19 protein-coding genes are annotated in these 23841 nt (G+C 35.4%); 1 reads left to right on the plus strand and 18 read right to left on the minus strand.

Annotated features, from left to right (window positions below; all coding sequences use genetic code 11):
* Positions 1-12 precede the first annotated feature (12 nt).
* The 17 genes from ortB to rimP form a co-directional block, all read right to left on the minus strand.
* Positions 13-1419, minus strand: a complete 1407-nt coding sequence (gene ortB, locus CBF31_RS03645; RefSeq protein WP_126831006.1) for a 2-amino-4-oxopentanoate thiolase subunit OrtB — start codon at positions 1417-1419, stop codon at positions 13-15.
* Complete coding sequence (gene ortA, locus CBF31_RS03650) at positions 1419-1718, minus strand: 2-amino-4-oxopentanoate thiolase subunit OrtA (RefSeq protein WP_126831007.1); 300 nt, start codon at positions 1716-1718, stop codon at positions 1419-1421. Before ortA ends, ortB begins: the two co-directional genes overlap by 1 nt.
* 30 nt (positions 1719-1748) lie before the next feature.
* Complete coding sequence (ord, locus tag CBF31_RS03655; RefSeq protein ID WP_126831008.1) at positions 1749-2807, minus strand: 2,4-diaminopentanoate dehydrogenase; 1059 nt, start codon at positions 2805-2807, stop codon at positions 1749-1751.
* Between the two features lie 126 nt (positions 2808-2933).
* Positions 2934-3809 (minus strand): DMT family transporter, encoded by an 876-nt coding sequence (locus tag CBF31_RS03660; RefSeq protein WP_126831009.1) that lies wholly within the window; start codon positions 3807-3809, stop codon positions 2934-2936.
* Positions 3810-3828: 19 nt separating this feature from the next.
* A complete protein-coding gene (locus tag CBF31_RS03665) occupies positions 3829-5172 on the minus strand; it encodes an APC family permease (protein WP_126831010.1) in 1344 nt (447 codons plus the stop codon).
* Between the two features lie 30 nt (positions 5173-5202).
* Complete coding sequence (gene orr / locus CBF31_RS03670; protein WP_126831011.1) at positions 5203-6279, minus strand: ornithine racemase Orr; 1077 nt, start codon at positions 6277-6279, stop codon at positions 5203-5205.
* 114 nt (positions 6280-6393) lie between these two features.
* Positions 6394-8070: a M20/M25/M40 family metallo-hydrolase gene (locus tag CBF31_RS03675; protein WP_126831012.1), complete on the minus strand. Its 1677-nt coding sequence runs from the start codon at positions 8068-8070 to the stop codon at positions 6394-6396.
* A complete protein-coding gene (locus tag CBF31_RS03680) occupies positions 8071-9471 on the minus strand; it encodes an amino acid permease (protein WP_245977908.1) in 1401 nt (466 codons plus the stop codon).
* A 273-nt stretch (positions 9472-9744) separates the two neighbouring features.
* Positions 9745-10905: a radical SAM family heme chaperone HemW gene (gene hemW / locus CBF31_RS03685; protein WP_126831013.1), complete on the minus strand. Its 1161-nt coding sequence runs from the start codon at positions 10903-10905 to the stop codon at positions 9745-9747.
* 147 nt (positions 10906-11052) lie between these two features.
* Positions 11053-11994, minus strand: coding sequence for a riboflavin biosynthesis protein RibF (ribF, locus tag CBF31_RS03690; protein WP_126831014.1), 942 nt, complete (start codon positions 11992-11994; stop codon positions 11053-11055).
* 19 nt (positions 11995-12013) lie between these two features.
* Entirely contained in the window at positions 12014-12931 is a 918-nt protein-coding gene (gene truB / locus CBF31_RS03695; RefSeq protein WP_126831015.1) for a tRNA pseudouridine(55) synthase TruB, read from the minus strand.
* Between the two features lie 125 nt (positions 12932-13056).
* A complete protein-coding gene (gene rbfA / locus CBF31_RS03700) occupies positions 13057-13407 on the minus strand; it encodes a 30S ribosome-binding factor RbfA (protein ID WP_126831016.1) in 351 nt (116 codons plus the stop codon).
* A gap of 27 nt (positions 13408-13434) precedes the next feature.
* The gene (infB, locus tag CBF31_RS03705) at positions 13435-16020 is read right to left on the minus strand and encodes a translation initiation factor IF-2 (RefSeq protein WP_126831017.1); all 2586 of its coding nucleotides are present in this window, start codon (positions 16018-16020) and stop codon (positions 13435-13437) included.
* Positions 16021-16032: 12 nt separating this feature from the next.
* Positions 16033-16338 carry a YlxQ-related RNA-binding protein gene (locus tag CBF31_RS03710; RefSeq protein WP_126831018.1) on the minus strand — a complete coding sequence of 102 codons (306 nt, stop codon included), beginning with the start codon at positions 16336-16338 and terminating at the stop codon, positions 16033-16035.
* The gene (gene rnpM, locus CBF31_RS03715) at positions 16328-16627 is read right to left on the minus strand and encodes an RNase P modulator RnpM (protein ID WP_126831019.1); all 300 of its coding nucleotides are present in this window, start codon (positions 16625-16627) and stop codon (positions 16328-16330) included. Before rnpM ends, CBF31_RS03710 begins: the two co-directional genes overlap by 11 nt.
* 19 nt (positions 16628-16646) lie before the next feature.
* Complete coding sequence (gene nusA, locus CBF31_RS03720) at positions 16647-17822, minus strand: transcription termination factor NusA (protein WP_126831020.1); 1176 nt, start codon at positions 17820-17822, stop codon at positions 16647-16649.
* A gap of 32 nt (positions 17823-17854) precedes the next feature.
* The gene (rimP, locus tag CBF31_RS03725) at positions 17855-18328 is read right to left on the minus strand and encodes a ribosome maturation factor RimP (RefSeq protein WP_126831021.1); all 474 of its coding nucleotides are present in this window, start codon (positions 18326-18328) and stop codon (positions 17855-17857) included.
* A gap of 259 nt (positions 18329-18587) precedes the next feature.
* Here rimP and CBF31_RS03730 point away from each other — a divergent pair, with 259 nt between their 5' ends.
* Complete coding sequence (locus tag CBF31_RS03730; protein WP_126831022.1) at positions 18588-19409, plus strand: metallophosphoesterase; 822 nt, start codon at positions 18588-18590, stop codon at positions 19407-19409.
* Positions 19410-19435: 26 nt separating this feature from the next.
* On the opposite strand, the gene CBF31_RS03735 is transcribed toward CBF31_RS03730, so the two are convergent.
* Positions 19436-23773 carry a PolC-type DNA polymerase III gene (locus CBF31_RS03735; RefSeq protein ID WP_126831023.1) on the minus strand — a complete coding sequence of 1446 codons (4338 nt, stop codon included), beginning with the start codon at positions 23771-23773 and terminating at the stop codon, positions 19436-19438.
* Positions 23774-23841: the final 68 nt, after the last annotated feature.

Raw genomic sequence — 23841 nt, forward strand, 5'->3', positions numbered from 1 at the left:
TAGTTTCACCTCTTATTTTTTTAATTCATTGATGATTGATTTAACATCATCGACAGTTCCATTAATTTCCTCAGCTAAATAAGTCAATTCAGCATCAGAGAATTCTTGTTTTTGTTTAAGTGCATTTTTTATTAACGATTGACGTAATCTACCTAAATCAATGTCCCTAACTGTAATTTTACTTGGATGTTCTGGAAGAACGATTGACTTACCTGGAACTTCTTCACTAGGATCTCCGAAGTAAATTTCCACACCATTTGAACGAGCAAATGACAATTGTGGTTGAACACTCTTACCAGCACCTGTATACTCTGTTTCTTGAACTAAGATAATCTCATCTTCATTCATCTCTTGAGCTAAAACAAAAGCTGCTGCTAATGATGTATTACCTGCAGGTCCTTTTTCTAATCCCTCTAAATTAGCTAAGGCTTCAGTAATAAAGAATACTTCACCTTGACGGATCATGACATAGCGATCCATATATCTCAATGGACGAGCTGCTGAACGTGGAACATCTGAACGGTCAGGCCAAGTTGAGAATGGTACACCAAATCCTGTATGACCTGTTGTAAATGATTTTCTATTAAAATCGTTATCCGACGCCATGTGTAAGCCACTCAAGTCAACACTTGCCGCAACAACTTTTGTAGTTGTATTTCCAGCTTTTCTAAGTCCTCTAGCAGTACCTGTTAGGTTACCACCACCAGCATTAGTTGCCACAACAACATCTGGTTGTTTGCCAACTTCTTTATCAAATTGTTTAACAATCTCATAACCAAGTGTCTCAACACCAGCAATACCAAAAGGTGTGTATAATGAAGCATTGAAATAACCTGTTTTTTCAACTACTTTTAAGAATTCATAGAAAAGTTCCGGTCCAACTGTTAATTGTACAACTTCAGCTCCTAGAGCTTCACATTTTCTAGCTTTTTCTACAATTTCAGGTTGGCCTACACCTTTAGAATCAAAACATTCCTGAACAACAATACATTTTAATCCTAGTTTGGCAGCATGAGAGGCTACTGCTGCTCCATAGTTACCACTTGTAGCCGTAACTACACCTTTATAACCTAATTTCTTAGCATGGTAGCAAGAAATAGCAGCACGTCTGTCTTTGAAACTTCCTGAAGCATTTGCTGCTTCATCCTTAACAAAAATTCTAGCGCCTTTACCTTTTGGTACATATTTTCTAGCTAAGTTTGTCAAATTAGATAATTCAACTATAGGTGTATTTCCAACACCTAGTTTTGTTTGAATATCAATCATTTCATCTATGCTATAGCCTGCTTCCGACATCATTCTTTCATAATCAAAAGCGATTCCTTCTAATTCAAAATCTTTAAAATCTATTTTTAAAGATTCTTCCATGATGTCACCACGGCGTGACATTACTGCTTCATAACTATTATTAGTTGTCATTACTCATTACCTCCAAATAATTCTGACCGTAACATTTTGTCAATTTCTAAAATTTCCGGCACAAAATCTCCAAAACTATGAGTAAAGGTAGGTCTAGCTTCAACTAACGTACCTTCAACAATACGATTTGTAACTGTCTCTACTTTTACTAAATCTCCTTTAGAAGCATCTTCTAATAAGAAACCTTTAACCCACATTTCTAGTGGAACTTTTTTTGTATCATCCGGTACTTGTGGCGCTCTTTGTTCAGGTGTTAAAACAACTGAATGAACTTGTACCCATTCACCTTTTTTAAACATGTCCTAATACGCTCCCGTCAAATTTGATTTTTATTTTACAATTTTAGCATCTTCATGGATTTGATCTCTGAAATCACCAAGAATCGCATGTGGAATTGGTAAATCAATCATAGTTACTAATCCTGGACGTGCATTGATAGTTTGAGGAATCATGTTCACACACATTGCAATTGTTCCTACTCCACCTTCTACTTCTGGAGAGTTCACTAGGTTAATTTTTGGATTTCCGTCAATAATCACATAATCACCAGTATTAACTCCTACTTGTTCTGGTTCGATTTGTTGAGGGTGGTCCATTTTAATAAGTTCTTTTCCATTAACAACGCCTGAAGCAGTCATTGAAACTCCCGCAACGCTTCCAGCTTTTGCTTCTCCATATGGAGCCACTCGATCAACATCAGTTACGATTGGGTCCATACCTTGAGTAATTTCATCAAATTTAACACCCAACGCTTCAGCCATCAATGACATTGATTCTGGGAATCCTACGTGACCAGCTAATGAACCATCTTTTTTGCCTTGTTCAAATTCTTCTACTGAAATTCCGATTCCTTGCTCTTCCATAACAGCTTTACCAAATGGTGATAACGAATTAACACGACGTGAAGTAATGTGGTTAATATCTTCACACGCACCCGTCATAACTAAAACTAATACATCCATAATCAGGCCAGGATTAATACCTGTACCTAAAACAGACACACCGTTTTCTTTAGCTAATTGATCAATTTCATCTGCTAATTCAGGACTTTGAGCTTTTGGATATGACATTTCCTCAGCACTAGTAACAACGTTCATTTTGTTTTCAACAATTAATTTAATTTTATCGAATGCTTTTTCAGTAAAGGAATCTGTACATAATAAAACAACATCTGCAATTGCTGGTTTGATATAATCTTCAACCGTACCAATTTTGATATTTTCATTATTCGGATATTCTTCACCTAATACTTCAAAAATAGGTTTTCCTACTTTAGCACCAATATCAATGGCACCAACAATATCAATCCCTGTTTTTTTCATTAACATACGAGCCATTCCACTACCCATAGCTCCCATTCCCCAAATAACTACTTTTACATTTTTCATCCTATAATTCCTCCCAAAAAATTTATTTAATAAATTAATCTCTTAACATCTACAATAATAGCAAACGCTTTCAATATTTTGTTGCACAAGCAGTAATAATAACTATTCATAACTCGAATAGACATACTACGTTTTAATCTTTTTAGTTAATTTAGTTGGAACAACTTCTACGACAATGACACCTAAGAATATAAGCCCTGCCCCTATTGCTGTTTTATCTGTTATATGTTCATTTACAATAATCATAGAGAATATCATGCCAAACAGTGCTTCCATTGATAAAATAACGGCTGTTTCGCTAGATGTTGTATAACGCTGTGACATTGTTTGAAGTAAGTAGGCTATCATTGTACAAAATATCGCCAAATATAAAACAGAACTATTAGCAATAGTAGAGTCAAAATTCCAATTTTCTTTTAATACAATCCCTGTCATTCCAGATAATACAAATGCTGTAAGTAACTGTATGGTGGTTAAGGCATAGGGATTTCCAACTTTTACATATTTAGTTGTATAGATGATATAAAGGGCAAAAAATATCGCACACGTTAGCGTTAAAATATCACCTATATTGACCATCGTTAAATCTGTTAATGACATTAAAGCCACACCAGATAATGATAATAAAGCACCCAAAATATCTTTTCGATGAACTTTTGTCTTTAAAAATATGTAACTAATTATAGGAACTAACACTACGCTAAAGGATGTTAAGAAAGCATTTTTTGATGGTGTTGTATACAGTAAAGCGACAGTTTGCAAAATATATGCAATAAATAAAATAACACCTAAAATAATCCCACGAATCATTTCTTCTTTAGCAACTTTTGTCAATTGTTTCCAAAACAAAACTAGCATTAATACACCTGCTATTCCGAAACGTAATGTTAGCAATTGAACTGGCGTAAAAGATCTTAAAGCAACATCATTTAAAGCAAAGCTTGATCCCCATATAATTGTTACAAGTACTAAACCACCTTTTCCTAATAAATGTTTATTCATACACCCTCCAATTTCTATTCTACGACTCAGTTAATTTCTTTTTTTCTTTCTTTTCGTAATATGAATAAACTGGCAAACCAATAAACATAATAGCCATTCCTACTAATGCATAGCTACTTTGAGTAATAATTGTACTAATAACTACATACAACCCACCAACAATTGCAACTATTGGAATGAACGGATATAAAGGAACTTTGTAAGGTCTAACTGCATCTGGTTGATCTTTACGTAATTTAATTACGCCATAAAATGTTAAAATATAAAAATTCCAAATCATAAATGTTGATAGGTTAGTTAATAAGTCATATTGACCTGTTAAACAATAAATTGAAGATACAATAAATACAAACCAAGTAGCGTTTGAAGGCACACCATGTTTGTTAACTTTTTTTAATTGTTTGCTAAATGGAATACGATCTGACTGAGCTAAAGTAAATGTTGATCTAGCTGCTGTAAATACATAGCCGTTTAATCCACCAAAAACCGAAATTAGAATCCCTATAGAAACAAATTGGCCACCACGTTCTCCAAATAAGATTGTTGAAACGTCAGCTGCAGGTGTTTCTGTAAGCATCAGTTGATCCGCTGGCATTACCCATAAGTATGCTAAATTCATTACAATATAGATTACTCCTACTGCAGTCATACCTAAAATAAGAGCTTTAGGTAAATCTTTACCTGGGTTTTTCATCTCTCCAGCAATCATACCTACACCCATCCAACCATCAAAGGCAAATAAAGCTGCTAATAAAGCAAGTGAGAATGCTTTTGCAGGGTTTAAATCTGGTCCTAACAATGGTGTTAACACATCGTTCCCAGTCCCTTTTACAAAACTTACAGCAATAATAGTGATTAAGGGAATTAATTTACCAACTGTTGCAATATTTTGAATAATCCCACTTGTTTTTGAGCCTAAATTATTCATTACAGCTAAGAAACCAGTCATTCCTATCGCAATAACAACTTTGGGTAAATAAGCTCCTGGCTCAAAACCTAGTAAGCTAGCACCTTGAATACCAAATACTACTGCAATAGCTGCGGTTGAACCTGTTTGGTAAAGTGTTGAATCTACCCAACCCGTTAAGAAACCTAATTTAGGACCATATATATCATGCAAATAAGTTACCATTCCACCTGTCTTAGGAATCATCCCTGCAATTTCAGCTGCTGTTAAAGCCCCAGCTAAAGATAACAATGCTGCTAAAACCCATGCTATCATTCCTACACCAGGAGCTCCTCCTGTTGCATTAAATACTGCATAGGGTTTAAAAAAGATTCCTGAGCCTACTACCATTCCAATGATTGTTGTTAGAGCTACGGTAAAACCTAATGTCTTTTTCAACTGATTTTCTTCTGACATTCAATATAACCTCCTAATTATTGATGGTTTTTATTTAACAAAATCTTTTTTTACGTATTTACTTGTAAAACAACTTAATAATGAGCCATAATCAACTCTAAATTTAATTTCACTTCCAACTTTATAATCCTCTTTAGCGTTAGTGAAATCAATAATTAAGTGGTCAGAACTTGCTCCTATGATTTCTAATCGTTTATCAATTGGCGAAAGAGCTGTCGGTTCTACATCTTGTTTACCAATTCCGACTATCCCTCTAACCATATCACCTTTATCAACAAATTGAGGCGCATTTCCAAATGCATCAACACCAATTTTTCCAATTGGATAAGATGGCTTTTCTTTATACTCGACTACCTCTGTTATTAATGTGAACACATCACCATTCATCTCTTTATACTCTTCGCCATATGCTGTCTCTCTACCGAATAAGAAAGCCTCACCTATACGTAAATTTGAAATACCTGCTGGTAATTTTTGGTCTACGCTATCTAATAAATATATTGAACTCGAATTTCCTCCAGATATGATATCAAGAGTTACATTAAATCGATCCTCTATTTCATTTTTATATGATACTAATCGTTCTAATGTTTTTTCTTCAGGGATAATAGCGCCATAACATGTCAGATTTACTGCTAAACCGTTTAACTTAATATTAGATAATCCTTGAACTACCTCTACAGCCTCCATTAAGTCAGCCTTAACAAAAAAGCCCTCTCGTAAATCACCTAAATCTATCATCAAAACAACTTGATGTATTTTACCTTGTTTTTTCGCTTCTTCGTTAAGCAGCATAAGTGTACTAATTTCTGAATTAAAACTTACATCAACGTACTTAATTACTTCTTTTATTTCTGAATGCATAGGAATTCTTATTAAGACTTTTTGTTTTGGAGAATCCTTGTAACTAATAATATTTTCTATTCTTGAATCTGCTAAATATGTTACATTATCACAATTATTATATAACTCAATAATATCAGGATATGCTTCAAATACTTTTGTAACAGCCATAACTGAAATAGTTTCACTAGAAACTTTCTCTGCTAAAAACGAAATATTTTCTTCAAGTTTTTTTAAATCGACTTCAATTCTAGGATTTTTCATATTTCCACCTTCCTTAAAACGCTTTCATTAAGATTGTAAAGAACGGATAAAAAGTTGATACATTATTCAACTTTTTATCCGCTCAATGTAAACTTTTTAGCAACTAAGAAATAATTAATCTAATAAGTTTCTCACTGTTCTATAGACTAATTCTGGAGTGACGTTAAATGAGTAATTTCCTTCTACACGTTCAGTATATTTATGTGCATCCTTGCCAAAAGGTCCAATATCAAGTACTGGAATATTTAATTCTGCCATATCATCTAATGGCATAATATATTTTGAACCAAAACCTGGCATATTAGTTTTTAAAGCTTGGACAGCTTTTGGATCATCAGGAGCTGCTGCGAAACTAATATCTGCAATATATGGGAAGAAGTTCTTATAAACTAATTCATAATCAGTATCTGTTTCTTTAACAGCTTTTCTTACAGCATTCAGAACATTTTTTTCACGATCGTTTTTACCTTCTACAACAATATGTGGGTAATACGGTGGAGAGAAGAATACGACTACTACCGGATCACGATATGACCATAAACTATGTACTTTTTCTACCATTAATAAAGCATAGTCACGTTCGTCTAATTCCTTGTTATTTAAGTATTTAGCTCTAAATTCTTCTAATTCTTTTTCTAATAAATCAGGATTTTCTGATTTTACAGATTTATAAAGTTCATCAAATGTTACAACTTTTGTTTCCCATGGTAATCTAGTATGTTCAATATTTGATAGCTTACAGAATTTTTCATATTGAACATTCAAATTATCAATTGTCTCATTCATTGCATCATGTGCAGCTGCTACCATTTTTTCCATAACTTGATCAGGTGTACTACTATGAGTCGCATAGTTAAAGAACAAATGAGCAGTTTTAGCAATTTGAACTGTATATTCTGGTTTTAAATCTCGTTGTTTTAATGTAATTGGTGGTAATGTATACTGTCCTAAAGCCTCATCACAATATTCAGTATTTAAATTAATACGTCTTGTCAATTCAGCTGAGATTTGGTTAGGATCCAATCCATTAAATGATTCTCCTACGTGTGTCTCACGCCCTACAACATAGAACGATGGCATTAGTTTACCAACTGCACCCACATAAACATACTTTTTCTCATCTCCAAGATATTCATTGGTCATATAATCTGTGTCAATCATACCCAAGATATCCCAATCATTTTCTTCTCTAATTTTATTTAACATTGGTACTGCAGCAAACATACCAGTAGAGTTAACTTCTTCATCACAAACTGCTGTATAGATTAAGTTACCTTCAAAATTTTCTAAATCTTTAGATATAGCTTCCATTAACGCTATAATTACTGCGTCTCCGCTCTTCATATCAAAAATTCCACGTCCAAATAAATATCTTTCATCTTCACGATCAATATCCATTTCAACTTCTTTTGGTAAGGTATTTTTAATTTCTGTCATTTTTTCAGTTAATTCATATGGCTTATTAGCTAAGTCAATCATACTACCATAATCGGAAATTCCTACTGTGTCTGTATGTCCTAAAAGTGAAACAGCTTTTTTACTATTTCCTTTTTTACCTCTTAAAACTGCAATCACATTATTTCTACCGTGTCTATCTGTTGGAATATCCTGTAGAATTAAATCATTTGGATTCTCTTTATAATAGTCTAATTCAGATAAAATATCGAAAACTTTTTTACTCACTTCAATTTCACCCTTAGTTTCACTAACACTTAATACACTTGTTAATTCAATGGTAATTTCTTCAATTCTTTTTTCTAAATCATACTTTTTAGCTAATTCTTGATACATTTACTCATTACCTCCTGTTTTTACTTTTTTATTTTTATAATATACGCTAGAACCTAAATAAATTAAAACGTATACTGGAATCCCTGTAATCAAAGCTGATTTTTGAGTCGGATCAAAGAACATTCCGATAAATACTAAAATACAAATTCCAATTAATAGCAATGGTATAAGAGGATACGATGGTACTTTATATTTTAGTGTTTTAACTGAAATATCTTGTTCTTTAAGGGTTTTTCTGAATAAAAGAACACACACACCGTATAATACATAGATAAACATATTACTTATTCCAATTAATGAAGTTAAAAATAAGTAAACAACATCAGGTGATAAAATACTTGAAAATACTGCAAATAATGCAAAAATCATAGTAACAATAAGTGCATTTAAAGGCACCTGATTTTTATTAACTTTCGTAACAAATTTTGGTGCTTGATTGTATAGCCCCATTGACCATAATGAACGAACACTAGAGTAAATAAAAGCATTGGCTGATGATAATGCAGATGTCAATACAACAATATTCACAACTAATTCTGCAGATTTAAATCCTGCTTGTTTGAAAACATCAGCAAATGGACTGCCATTTAAGTTCGTTTGATTCCAAGGTAAAATTGCTAATAAAACAACAAAACTTGCAAAATATGCTGCTAACAAACCAAAAATAACTGAGTTTATTGCTTTAGGCATATCTTTTTCGGGATTTTCACTTTCACTAGCTGTAGTGGCAAACATATCCGCTCCACCATAAGCAAATGCTGAAACCATCATCGTCATTAAAACCGCTTTCATTCCGTTAGGGAACAAACCACCATGTTGAGTAAAGTTTGAAAAGCCAATAGGTTTAGGCTGACCTATACCTAAAATCATTCCTGTTCCAACAATAATGAATACTATAATTAAAACAAACTTAATACTACTGAACCAAAAGTTCATATTTCCGTACTTTTCAGCAGGTCTTGCATTCATAAAGAATAAAATACCCATGAAAACAATAATCCAAAATAAACCGGGCACTGTAGGAAAAATATTTTTCATAATAATAGATGATGCAACAAGTTGTGTTGGGACCGTTATAGAGTATGATAACCATTTAACCCAGCCGACTGTAAATCCCATACTATCACCGATAAACTCTGTAGCGTATGCTTGAACTCCACCAGCAATAGGCTTAGCTACAAGTAATTCACCTAAACACATCATCATAAGATACATTATAAAAGCACCAAATCCGTAAGCTACAAGAGTTCCTCCTGGTCCTGCTTGCGAAATGGTGTATCCTGATCCAACAAATAATCCAGTTCCGATTGTTCCACCAACACCTAGCATGACAATTTGATGCACCTTCATAGATCGTTTTAAACCTGTATCATTTTCAACTGCAACATTATCTTTTGACACGATCAATTCCTCCCAATTTGAATAATTATAAGTGCGTTAAAACAACTTAAATAGAATCATTTCTCCTTTCCTCTTTCTGGTTTTCAGATTAGTTAATTTTAAGATGAAATTTTATTATTTAATAAATAATAAGAACTTCTACAACAAATTATAGCGCTTTCATTATCGATTTTTATTCAATAAAGGAATAGTGATTATCACATATCGTTAAAAATGTAAACTATTTAACTTTATCCTCAAATAAAAACACCAACCCGACTTGGGTTGGTGTTTTTATTTGATAAACTCTTGAAAGACTTCATTACCTAAGATTAAGCCTTTATCCGTCAAACGGATAAAGCCTTGTTCTTCTTTAATTAATCCTTCTTCTTTTAATTTTGGTAAAACAGAGGCATAAATACTCTCAAGTGGTTGTTCGAACTTATTTTCAAATGAGGTCAATGAAACACCTTCTATTTTTCTTAGACCTAAAAACATTTCTTCTTCAATTATTTGTTTACGAGAGAGTTCTTCCGTTTCAATAATCGGTAATCTATCTTCTCGTAAAGGTTGTAAATAATGTTGGATTGGACCATGATTACGGTAACGCTCTGTTCCTAAATAACCACTGGCTCCAGCTCCGAATCCATAATAATGCTGATTATCCCAATACACTAGATTATGCTTACTTTCAAAACCTGGTTTTGAAAAATTACTTATCTCATATTTAAAGATACCTGCTTTATCCATTTTTTCAGCGGCTAAATCAAACATATCGCCTTCAATATCCTCTGTCGGTAAATTCAATCTACCTTGTCTTGCCCAGTTATTAAAGATTGTCTTGTTCTCTAAAATAAGAGAATACATCGAATAATGAGGTAGTCCTAAAGCAATAGCTTTATCCAACGTGTCTTCAAAATTCTCCAATGTCTGACCTGGTAACGCATAGATTAGATCAATACTTACATTGTCTAACCCAGACTTCTCAACAATTTTCATTGTGTCGTATACATCTTGAGCAGAATGTTTGCGGCCTATTTTTTTTAAAAGCTTATCATCAAATGATTGTACCCCCATAGATAGACGGTTTACACCATGTGCCTTCATCACGTCTAATTTCTCAGCAGTTAAATCTCCTGGATTCGCCTCTACGGTAAATTCATTCCCTTCAACAAATGGTAATAACTCACGTAACCCTTTCAACAATACATCTAATTGTGATGCACTTAAAGACGTTGGCGTTCCACCACCTACATATAAAGTGTCAACTACTTGGCACGGGTATTTTTCTGTCGTTAAACGAATCTCCTTTAATAGCCCTTGAATATACTCATCAACCGGTTGCCCTTTTAAAAATACTTTATTAAAATCGCAATAATAGCAAATATGCTCACAAAACGGAATATGTATATATGCTGAAACTTTATCTAAAGGCGTTATTTTATTATCTAACATACGCACTTATCTCCTCTTCACTCTAGAGTTTAATTACCTTATCTCATCTTATTAGAATACCATATTTTACATAAGAGCGCTCCTGAAGTCGTTTATTTTATAACAACAAAAAAGCATGAAGCCTAAGATAGCTTCATGCTTTTACTATTAAAGAGCTGAAAAATACTCCGCTGTATCGACTTTATCTTGGTTAAGTTGTTTGATCAAGCCTTCCACTCCATCGAATTTAATCTCATCACGAAGATAATGGTACCATTCGACAGCTACCTGTTCACCGTATATATCTTGATTAAAATCTAAAATATTTACTTCAACTGTGATATCACGTCCTGGTTCAAAGGTAATATTTCGACCAATTTGAGCCATTCCTTCATACCATTTATTCGCTACCTTAATTTTCACCGCATAAACCCCTTTACGCGGTAAGCGAGTAAGATGAGATACTTTTATATTAGCAGTCGGGAAACCTAATGTTCTCCCACGAGCGTCACCATGAACAACCGTCCCTTCGATACTATAGATATAGCCTAAAAACTCAGTAGCTTTTTCCATATCTCCTGCAGCTAAAAAGTCTCTAATTTCTGTAGAACTCACCTTAACATCATGGTCTTCTAATTTAGGCACTGTAATCACATCTAATCTATCTTGCGTATAGTTAGGTAAATTATCCATAGTCGCAATGTCACGTGGTCCATATGTGTAATCAAAGCCTGCTACCACACTTTTAGCATGTAAGCCTACCATATATTGGTCTACAAACTCTTGCGGACTTAGACTTGCAAAAGATGAGGTAAATTCAATCACATATAAAATATCAACACCTAATTTTTCCATATGACTGGCTTTTTGTTCAACTGTTGTTAAATAAGTCATCGTTGTTGGGTCAATTTTTTGAAAAACAATCGAAGGATGCTGATTAAATGTCATAACAGCAAGCTTTAACCCTTTAGCTTTCGCTTCCTCTTTACCACGATTAATAACGGCCTGATGACCGCGATGAACACCATCGAAGAAGCCTAATACTAAGACTACCTCTTCTTTTGGTAATTGACTCTCCTTATACGGATGATGAATTTCAATAATTTCCACGTCAAACGACTCCCTTTAATTACTCATTTCGTAATACTTTAATTGGTTTAATCACTTCTTTTTTATGTGGGTGTTCCCCGTAAATACTTACTAATAAATTATTATAATGAACTGCAATAAGTTCCTCATAATTTAATTCATCTGGTAACGTTGACTTCATTAAGAACCCACCATTTTTAACTACGGAATACTGTTGACCTGTCAAATCTAAACGTTGCATAATCGTCATCGCTTTTTCGATAGGTTGTAAGAAATCCTTATCTTCTTGTTCCATTTTTTCGGCAACTTGAGCCAAGGTTAAACAATCGGAAGCTTTAAAACCACCGCTACCAATACGAGTTAAGTCAGACATATGAGCAGGTACACCTAATTTAAGACCCGTATCGACTGACAATGTTCTTACATAAGTCCCTTTACCGCATCCTACTTCAAAACGCCATGATACTGTTTTTTCTTCTTCATTAAATACAGGTTCAGTTGTACGATTAAAATACTCGATTACTGCTTTACGTTCTGGACGTTCTACTTCTAGTCCTTCTCTTGCATACTCATAAAGACGTTTTCCATTTACTTTAACAGCTGAAAACATCGGTGGAACCTGAGTAATTGTCCCCACCATTTCGGCCATGGCTTTATCTATCTCTTCTGTCGTCAAATCCATAGGCGCATCTTGACGGTCCACAATCTCACCACTTGCATCTTCAGTAGTTGTTGAATAACCTAAAGTAATTTCACCAATATATGTTTTACCACTGTCTTGAATATATTCAATAATTTTAGTGCCTTTTCCGATACAAATCGGTAATACACCATCAACATCAGGGTCTAGCGTTCCGCCATGTCCCACTTTTTTAGTTCTTAGTATTTTTCTTAATTTAAATACGCAATCATGACTCGTCATGCCACGTTCTTTCCATAATGGTAATATTCCGTCCATGTCGTTACCTCACTTTTTTCTAATAACCCGTTTATTATAGCATATTATAAGCTTTATTACTGACTTTCTCTCTTTTTCTTACTCAACAAAAAAACCAACCTAGTTATCACTAGATTGGCTTTTTATTAATCATTTTTGTTCAAATTGCGAATCAATTCATCAATTCTATTACCGTAAGCAACTGATTCATCACGCTCAAAAATTAATTCAGGCGTTTTATAGATACGTAAGCGTTGGCCTAATTCTTTACGAATTAAACCAGTCGCTTTATCTAATCCTTTTTGAGCTTTCTGCATATCAGAAGCTTTATCAGAAAGGATACTATAATAAATAGTCGCTTGTTGTAAATCACCTGTCACACGAACATCTGTAATCGTTACGTCTTGGACACGTGGGTCACGTACACGTTTTTGAAGAATATCATTGACTTCACGTTGAACTTCTTGACCGACTCGTCTATCACGAAATTTAGCCATGAAACTCCCTCATTTCTTTGTTAGGACTTATTTTCTTTTGATTTCGACCATTTCAAATCCTTCAATCACATCATCAACTTTGATATCATTGTAGTCTTCGATCATCGCACCACATTCAAATCCCATTTTAACTTCTTTAGCATCATCTTTGAAACGTTTCAAGCTTGCTAGTTTACCTTCGAAGATAACAATGTTATCACGAATTAAACGAACGCCACAATCACGTTTGATTGAACCATCAGTTACATAACACCCTGCAATTGTTCCAACTTTTGATACTGTATATGTTTCACGGATTAACATTTGACCTGTAATTTTTTCTTCAAATTCAGGTTCTAATAAACCGTTCATTGCTGTTTCGATTTCATCGATAACGTTATAGATAATACTGTGTAAACGAATATCTACTTCATCTTGTTCAGCTTGTTGACGAGCTTGAATTGTTGGACGAACGTTAAATCCGACAACAATCGCACCACTTGCTTGAGCCAATGTTACATCACTCTCAGTAATCGCACCAACTGCTGAATGTACGATTTTAACGCGTACGCCTTCAACTTCAATTTTTTGTAAACTTGCAGCTAAAGCTTCTGCAGTACCTTGAACGTCAGCTTTGATAATAACATTAACATCTTTGATTTCGCCATCTTTCAAGCTATCAAATAAGTTGTCTAATGTTACAACAGTGTTTGTATTACGTTGTTCTAATAAAGCACGACTTGCTCTTTCTTCTCCGGCTTGACGAGCTGTTTTTTCATCTTCAAAGACAACAAAACGATCGCCTGCTTGAGGAACATCATTAAGACCAGTAATTTCTACTGGTGTAGCTGGACCAGCTTCTTTATCACGACGACCAATATCATTTGTCATCGTACGAACACGTCCGAAAGTATTACCAACTACGATAGGATCTCCTACACGTAGTGTTCCTTGTTGAACTAATAATGTTGCAACAGGACCTTTACCTTTGTCTAAACGAGCTTCGATAACACTACCGATAGCACGTTGAGTTGGGTCAGCTTTTAATTCTTGAACTTCAGAAATTAATAGAATATTTTCTAATAATTCTTCAATATTAGTGTTATGTTTTGCTGAGATTTCAACAAAAATTGTATCCCCACCCCAAGCTTCTGGGATAAGACCATGTTCACTTAATTGTCCAATAACATTTTCCGGGTTAGCACCTGGTTTATCAATCTTATTAACTGCTACGATAATTGGTACATCTGCCGCTTTCGCATGGTTAATTGCTTCGATTGTTTGTGGCATAACACCATCATCAGCTGCTACTACTAAGATTGTAATATCAGTAACACTCGCACCGCGTGCACGCATGCTTGTGAAAGCCGCATGTCCTGGAGTATCTAAGAATGTAATTGTTTTACCATCTACTTGAATTTGGTAAGCACCGATATGCTGAGTGATTCCGCCTGCTTCGCCATCAGTAACTTTTGTGTTACGTAATGTATCAAGTAATGTTGTTTTACCATGATCGACGTGACCCATGATAGTTACAACTGGTGGGCGTGTTGCTAAGTTTTCTTCTACTAAAGCTTCTGGTTCGAAGAATTTATCGATATCAGCAACGTCAACCGCTACTTTTTCTTCTGCTTCCATACCATAATCAACAGCTAATAATTCAATTGTATCTTTATCTAGTGCTTGGTTTTGGTTAACCATAACACCCATCATGAATAATTTTTTGATGATTTCAGCTGGCTCACGGTAGATTTTTTTAGAAATTTCTGCAACGTTCATACCTTCTGTATAAACTAAAACTTCTGGTAATTCTTTAAATTTACGTGCTGGAACAGCAGGTTTATTTGACGCTGGATATTGTTTCTTGCGTCCTTTTTTATAACGGTTGCGGTTATTGTTGTAGCCACCTTGGCCACCACCACGATAGTTATTGTTATTACGTCCTTGATAGCTGCTACCTTGACCGCCTTGAGTATTTCCTTGACCTTGTGGACGGTTGTTTGTATTAGCTTGACCTTGCGGACGACTATTTGTGTTGTTTTGTCCTTGTGGACGGTTGTTTGTATTAGCTTGACCTTGCGGACGGCTATTTGTGTTGTTTTGCCCTTGTGGACGATTGTTTGTATTAGCTTGACCTTGCGGACGGCTATTTGTGTTGTTTTGTCCTTGTGGACGGTTGTTTGTATTAGCTTGACCTTGCGGACGGCTATTAGTGTTATTTTGCCCTTGTGGACGTTTGTTATTTGTATTGTTTTGTCCTTGTGGACGGCTTGTTTTTCCTTGAGCGGAAGAGTTAGTTGGTTTATTTGTCATAGAGTTTTGTGTATTGGCACGTTGTTGCGCTGGTTTTGCTGGTGCCTTTGTACTTCCTTTTCTTTGATCTGTATTTTTTGAAGCGTGAGGTTTATTAGCCTCAGATTTATTGCCAGTTGTTGCTTTGTTAGACTGGACTGGTTGCGTAGTAGCTGGTTTAGCTTTTCCGCCGAATGCACGTCTTAGTTCTTTTTCTTGGTCGCCGCTAATTGAACCCATGTGATTCTTAACGTCCATACCAAGTGAATGAGCCTTATCAACCACAACTTTACTTGATTGGTCTAATTCTTTAGCTAATTCATAAATTCTTTTTTTACCCATGCAATCACCTTCCTATTTTGATAACAACTCCTGGAACTTCTTGGCAAAGCCACTATCACATACCCCAATAATCATACGACTACGGCCAATGGCAGCACTTAGTTCCATTTGTGAGAACTCATTTATAACTGGGACGTTATAAAAAGCTCCCTTATCTTTAATTTTTTTTATGGTATTATCACTCGCATCGTTTGCCACGAATACTAGCTTAGCTTGTTGATTACGGATATCAGCTAATGTCAATTCTTCACCTGACACTAAACGGCCCGCTCTCATTGCCATACCTAATAGATTTAATACTTTTTCGTTATTTGTCATTTCCGAATAATTCCTGTCTCGCTTTTTGATGACTGACATAATCTAAAAGTTCTTGATAAAACTCATCCGTCATCGTCGCATTTAGAGCACGGTCTAAAATACGTTTGTCCCAAGCTTTTTGGACAATAGTCGGCTCAATAGAAATGTATGCACCTCGGCCTGGCATTTTCCCACTAGGATCAATGGATACAATACCTTCCTTAGAACGTACAATACGAATCATTTCTTTTTTAGACTTCATGTCGCCTGATACAACACATTTTCTTAAAGGAATTTTACGTTGTTTCATCTCTATCGCCTCCTATTTTCTACTCTTCGTTTGAAGAAACTTCTTCAGTAACGTCTTCTGTTACGATTTCTTCTACAACTTCTTCAGTAGTTTCTACTTCAACTGGTTCTTCAACAGTTACTTCTTCTTCAACAGGCATTGCTGCTTGTTGTTCACGAATCGCTGCCATATCAGTTTCAGATTTAATATCTACTTTTAAGTTTGTTAACTTAGCTGCTAAACGGGCATTTTGACCACGTTTACCAATCGCTAATGATAATTGATAATCAGGAACCACTACTGTACATGCTTTACCACTTTCATCAAATGTTACTTCAACTACTTGTGCAGGGTTTAAGGCATTTGCAATGTATACTGCTGGGTCTTCATTCCACTCAACAATATCCATATTTTCACCTTTTAACTCATTAACAATCGCTTGAACACGTTGACCTTTTTGACCAACACATGTTCCGACTGGATCAACGTTTTCATCTTGAGAACGCACTGAAACTTTAGCACGGTCGCCAGCTTCACGAGCCACGCTTACGATTTCAACAATTCCATCATAAACTTCTGGAATTTCTTGTTCGAATAGACGTTTTAATAAGTCTGGATGACTACGGCTTACAAATACTTGTGGGCCTTTTGAGGTATTTTCAACTTTAGATACGTAAACTTTGATACGATCATGTGGTTGGTAAACTTCATTAGGAATTTGATCTTGGCGAGATAATACCGCTTCAATTTTACCTAGATTTACATAAATATAACGATGGTCTTGTCTTTCAACAATCCCTTGCATGATTTCATTTTCATAAGCACTGAATTCGTTATAAATGATTGTTCTTTCAGCTTCACGAACACGTTGTAAAATAACTTGTTTCGCTGTTTGTGCAGCAATACGTCCAAAGTCTTTTGGTGTTACTTCAAAACGAACTGTGTCGCCTAATTCATAGGCACCATTTAATTTTAAGGCTTCATCTAGACTCACTTCTAATTGTGAATCCATTACTTCTTCTGTAATTTCTTTTACAGCGTAGACATGAATATTACCTTTTTTTGAATCGAATTCAACTTCAACGTTTTGTGCTTGTCCATAGTGACGTTTGTAAGCAGATACTAATGCTGCTTCTAGTGCTTCAATCACTATCTCTTTTGAAATGCCTTTTTCAACTTCCAATGCATCCAAAGCATTTAACATTTCTTTACTCATCTTTTACTTAGCCTCCGTTATCTTTATGCTGGTTAAAACTGAATCGCTAGTCTTGCCTTAGCAATATTGCTACGGTCGAAAGTGATGTCTTTAACTCTAGTTTTTATTTTTACTGTTAAGGTTAACGTCTCAGGTGTTAATTCTTTCAACGTACCTTCGAATTGTTTGTCTTTTTCCACCATTGAATATAATGAAATATGAATGTACTCTCCTAGAGCATTTTCATAATCTGATTCTTTTTTAAGTGGACGTTCCGCTCCGGGTGACGATACTTCTAAGAAGTATGCTTGTGGGATTGGATCTGGATCCATAAGATCCATTGCATCACTAAGTTTTTCACTAACTAGGGCACATTCCTCAATATCTATGCCATTCGGTTTATCGATAAAGACTCTTAAAAACCAGTTTTTACCTTCCTTCACGAATTCTAAATCTGCTAATTCAAAGTTTTGCTCTTCCAAAATTGGTGTGACAACCTCTGTAACAGTTTCCACTACACTACTCAAATCATTCGCCTCCTTCACGGGAATCTGCTTGTCTATCAAAAAGAGTGAGCGGGGTGCGCTCACTCTTTCGACAGTATCAATCTAGGAATATTATAGCATATGTTTTCAGAAAACTCAACTTACCACGCATTACATCTACATTACGATGACTTTTAAGTTAAGGTTAAGCTTTTTAAATTTCCTATAAGTCCTGTATCGTTTCTTGCTAGTCTTCTTTAACCTCTCCTATACTTGTAAACATATAAAGGAGTTGTTACTTATGACTATTATTATTATATCCATTATACTTATCTCGCTTTTTTGTCTTTATGGGTATTGGACAAATCGCCAACTCGATAGTGAAACTATCATCCTACCCTCACAAAATCTCCCCGCAGCTTTAAATAATCTTAAAATTACTCATATTTCTGATATTCATTTACGCCGATTTAGAATTGATTCAGAGAGTTTTATCCAAAGTATTAAAGACACTCACCCTGATTTTATTTTCATTACAGGGGATACGATAGATCGAACTGAAGATTTAGATACTTCGCTTATTCAAAGTGTCATTAATCAAATTGCTGTTATCGCCCCTACTTTTGTTATCGAAGGCAATCATGAAACATCTTGCGGTAATTACCATAAATGGCGAAAGCTGATGCTCGACTCTCATGCCACCCTTTTAGAAAATGAAGCCATCACTTTAACTCATAACGGACAAGAATTTGGAATCATTGGTTTGAAAAATGAAATAACTACACTTGAACCAGCTATACTAGACAATTTAGAACATCTTTCAACTGTCTTTGTATTAGCCCATCATCCTGAATTATTTTCAGACTATATTAAAAATTTTAGTAAGCTATCTCTTACTGCTATCTTTTCTGGACATGCTCATGGTGGACAAGTTAGACTCCCCTTTATCGGTGGCCTTTTATCTCCCCATCAAGGTGCTTTGCCTCGTTACACTAGCGGATGTTATAGTCATCCAACTAGTAGGACTAAATTAATAGTAAGTCGAGGGTTAAGCAACAGTCGTTTCCCTTTTAGAATTAATAATAAGCCCCATCTGGTTTCCGTTATATTAAAAAGAACCTAACCGTTTTACGGGTTAGGTTCTTTTTCTTACAACATATCAAACAATGACAATTGGTTCTCATCAGGTAATCCTTCTAAAACACCGTTATCTGTCATGTATTCAATTAAGGTTTTCGATACTTTACCACGAGTCGCTAAATCCTCTTTAGATAAGAATTCTTGTTCTTCTCTTGCTACCATTATCTGTTTCGCCACGTTATTCCCCAAACCAGGAACAGCTCTAAATGGCGCTATTAATGAATTGCCTTCGATTACAAAATTCTCTGCATCTGATTTATACAAATCAATCATTTGGAACGTGTACCCACGCTCTAACATTTCATTACATAATTCCAATACGGTAAGTAAATTTTTCTCTTTAGTAGACGCTTCTCGGCCTTTATCTTTGATTTCTTTCATTTGAGCTTTGACTGCCTCTTTCCCTTTGGACATCGCCACTAAATCGAAATCATCTGCACGTACTGAGAAATACGCTGCGTAATAAAGAATTGGATAGTAAACTTTGAAATAAGCGACACGTAATGCCATTAAAACATAGGCTGCCGCATGGGCTTTCGGGAACATGTACTTGATTTTCAAACATGATTCAATATACCATTCCGCAATCCCAACATCTCGCATTTCTTTTTGCCAATCATCAGGAATACCTTTCCCTTTACGCACACTCTCCATAATCTTAAAGGCAAGGCCATCTTCTAAGCCATTATGAATCAAATAAACCATGATATCATCACGACAGCCGATTACTTCTGCTAATGTCGTTTGACCTTTACTAATTAATTCTTCAGCATTACCAAGCCATACGTCAGTACCATGTGACAGTCCTGAAATTTGTAGTAACTCAGCAAATGTTGTAGGGTGCGTTTGTTCTAACATTCCACGTACAAAATGTGTTCCAAATTCTGGAATACCTAAAGACCCTGTCTTAGAGTATATCTGATCTGGTTCTACACCAAGTACTTGTGGGCCTGAGAATATTTTCATTACTTCTGGATCATCTGTTGGGATTGTTTTAGGATCAATCCCTGATAAATCTTGCAGCATTCTAATAACCGTCGGATCATCGTGACCTAAGATATCAAGTTTTAATACATTATCATGAATCGAATGGAAGTCAAAATGGGTTGTTTTCCACTCAGAATTTTGGTCATCTGCAGGGAATTGAATTGGTGAAAAATCATAAACATCCATATAATCAGGAATAACAATAATCCCCCCTGGATGCTGTCCAGTCGTTCTTTTAACACCAGTAGATCCTTTTGCCAAACGGTCGATTTCAGCATTTCTAAAGTTGAGGTTATTATCACGTTCATACCCCTTTACAAAACCATAAGCCGTTTTATCAGCTACTGTACCGATTGTTCCTGCACGGTAAACATATTCCTCACCAAACAATACTTTTGTATAGTTATGCGCTTCTGCTTGATAATCTCCCGAGAAGTTTAAATCAATATCGGGTACTTTATCCCCGTGGAAACCAAGGAAGGTCTCAAATGGAATATCATGTCCGTCTTTAAATAAACGAGCACCACATTCAGGACAAGGTTTTTCTGGTAAATCAAATCCTGACCCAACCGAACCATCTTCAAAGAATTCAGTATATTGACAATCTGGACATCTATAATGAGGAGCTAAAGGATTGACCTCTGTGATCCCGGTCATCGTCGCAACAAAACTAGACCCAACCGAACCACGAGACCCTACTAAATAACCATCTTCTAAACTCTTATGAACAAGTTTTTGAGAAATTAGATAGATAACCGAGAACCCATTCCCGATAATACTATCCAATTCTTTTTTCAATCGCTTCTCAACGATATCTGGTAGTGGGTCACCATATAGTTTTTTCGCTTCATTGTAACTCAAATCTGTAATTTCTTGTTCCGCTCCTTCAATCTTCGGCGTGTACAAGTCATCTTTAACTGGGGTGATTTCGTCAAACCAACTCGCTACTAATTGTGTATTCGTTACAACAACACGCTTGGCTTCTTCCTCACCCAAGAATGCAAACTCATCTAACATTTCATTCGTTGTTCTAAAGTGAACTTCAGGTAAACTATGACGGTTTAAAGGACTAGCTCCACCTAATGAATTCACAAGAATCTTACGATAAATACCATCTGTTTCATTTAAGTAATGAACATTCCCTGTTGCCACAACCGGTTTCTCAAGTTCATCAGCAATCTTAATTAAGTTTGTTATAATCTCTTCTAAATCATGCTCATTTTTAACCAATTCTTGCTCAATAAGCGGAGCATAGACTGGCTTAGGCATAATTTCAATATAATCATAGAACTTAGCTCGTTTCTTGGCTTCTTCTACCCCTTTTTGCATCATCGCTTCAAAAATTTCACCACCACTACATGCCGAACCTACAACTAAGCCCTCACGTAATTTCGATAATTGCGAACGAGGAATACGAGGTGTTCTATAATAATAATCAATATTAGACATTGAAATTAGTTTAAATAGATTTTTAAGCCCTGCTTGAGTTGTCGCCATAATAGTCGCATGGAAAGGACGCGCACGTTTATAAGAGTCGCCTTCACCAATATGCTCATTTAACTCATCATGATATGTAATACCATGCTCTTCTTGTGCTTTTTTCAAGAATATCCAACACAAATGTCCTGTTGTTTCTGAATCATAAATCGCACGGTGATGTTGTTCCAAATTAACACCATATTTCTTAGCTAACGTATTTAAACGATGGCTTTTCCACTCGGGGTGTAAAAAACGGGATAATTCAAGGGTATCAATCACTGAATTAGGAGCTTCTTCTATATCGTATTTTTCATAACTGGTATTTAAGAAGCCCATATCAAAGCTAGCATTGTGGGCTACTAAAATATCATCGCCACAAAACTCTTTAAATAGTCTCAATACTTCCTCTTCTGATTTCGAACCGCGTACCATATCATCAGTAATACCAGTTAAATTAATTGTTGTTTGAGAAAGAGGATGTCCTGGGTCAATAAACTCTTCAAATGTTTCAATAACATTTCCTTTATGCATCTTAACTGCGGCTAACTCAATTATCGTATCATAAACGGCAGATAATCCTGTCGTCTCAACGTCAAATACAATATAAGTCGAGTCCGTTAAAGACAAATGACGAGGATTGTAGGCAATCGGTACACCATCATCTACTACATTAGCTTCAATACCATATAAAATTTTAACGCCATGTTTTTTCCCAGCTCCATGTGCATCTGGGAAACTTTGAGCACCGTAATGGTCAGTTATTGCAACAGCAGGCATTCCCCATTTAGCAGCTTGAGCGACTAAGTCAGTAGCACCTGTTATCGCATCCATTGTACTCATGTTAGTATGCATGTGTAATTCAACACGTTTGCTATCAGCTGGAGCGGTATCTACACGACCTTTTTTATGAACTTCCATCATATCTCTAGCATTCAAAACTAAATCTCTCGCATAGGTATCTTCTTGAATACCACCACGAACTTTTAGCCACATTCCTTTTTTGATAGCTGCAAATATAGCTTCATCTTTTTCACCATTTGAGAATTTCTTCACTGAGAATGATGAGGTATAATCAGTAATTTTAACTGTTAAGATTTGACGTCCTGAACGTAAATCACGCACCTCAACATCAAAGACATAACCTTCAATAACAACACTGCGTTCCTCTTCTGTTATATCGGCCATTGACATAATCATTTCACTAGGATTAATAGGTTTACCCATTTGAATTGGACCGTCAAGTGCTGCCGGTTCACTCTTTTTCTTTTGTTTCATTTGTTCATTTTTTTCCATGGCAGCTGCAGCTTCAGCCATCATGCGTTCCTGTTGCTCTTGCTGACGTGCCATAAAGGCTTCTTTATTGGCCTCTGCTTGAGCTAAATTAAGTTCAGGAATTATTTTTATTTTTGGAAAACCAAATGAAAGATACGCATCCTCTACAGCAGGTAAATATTGCTGTTTCAAATAATCAATAACACCTTCATTTTCCACTAATAAAACAACTTTACCTTCTTTATAAAGAGGGACTTGTCCTCTTAACGCACTATCAACCACTGAGCGATTACAATTTGATGCCTCGATACTTAAATCCCAATAGTTTTGAATTTCTTCTTCAGTAACGGTGGTTTGATCACTGGCAATCGTCATTCTAACTTTCGCAATATCTTTAAACGCCATTTCAAGTCGTTGAGTCATTAAACGGTATAAATTGGCTGGTAAAATCGTGTCAAATTTTAAATAAAAATCCCAACATCGACTGACTTTATGAACCACTACTTTTTCAACTTTTCCATTTAAGAGGACTGGCTGATTTCGGAATGTATCTTCTAAACCCATTTGGTCTAAAAGTTTTTCAAATAATTCTGTTGGATTTAATGACATATAGACTCCTCCTTTTCTTCAGTCAAAAGAAAGAGACAGCCAAGCTTTAACAACGCTGACCGCCTCAC

Source organism: Vagococcus fessus, from assembly GCF_003987565.1.
GTDB classification, from domain to species: domain Bacteria; phylum Bacillota; class Bacilli; order Lactobacillales; family Vagococcaceae; genus Vagococcus_D; species Vagococcus_D fessus.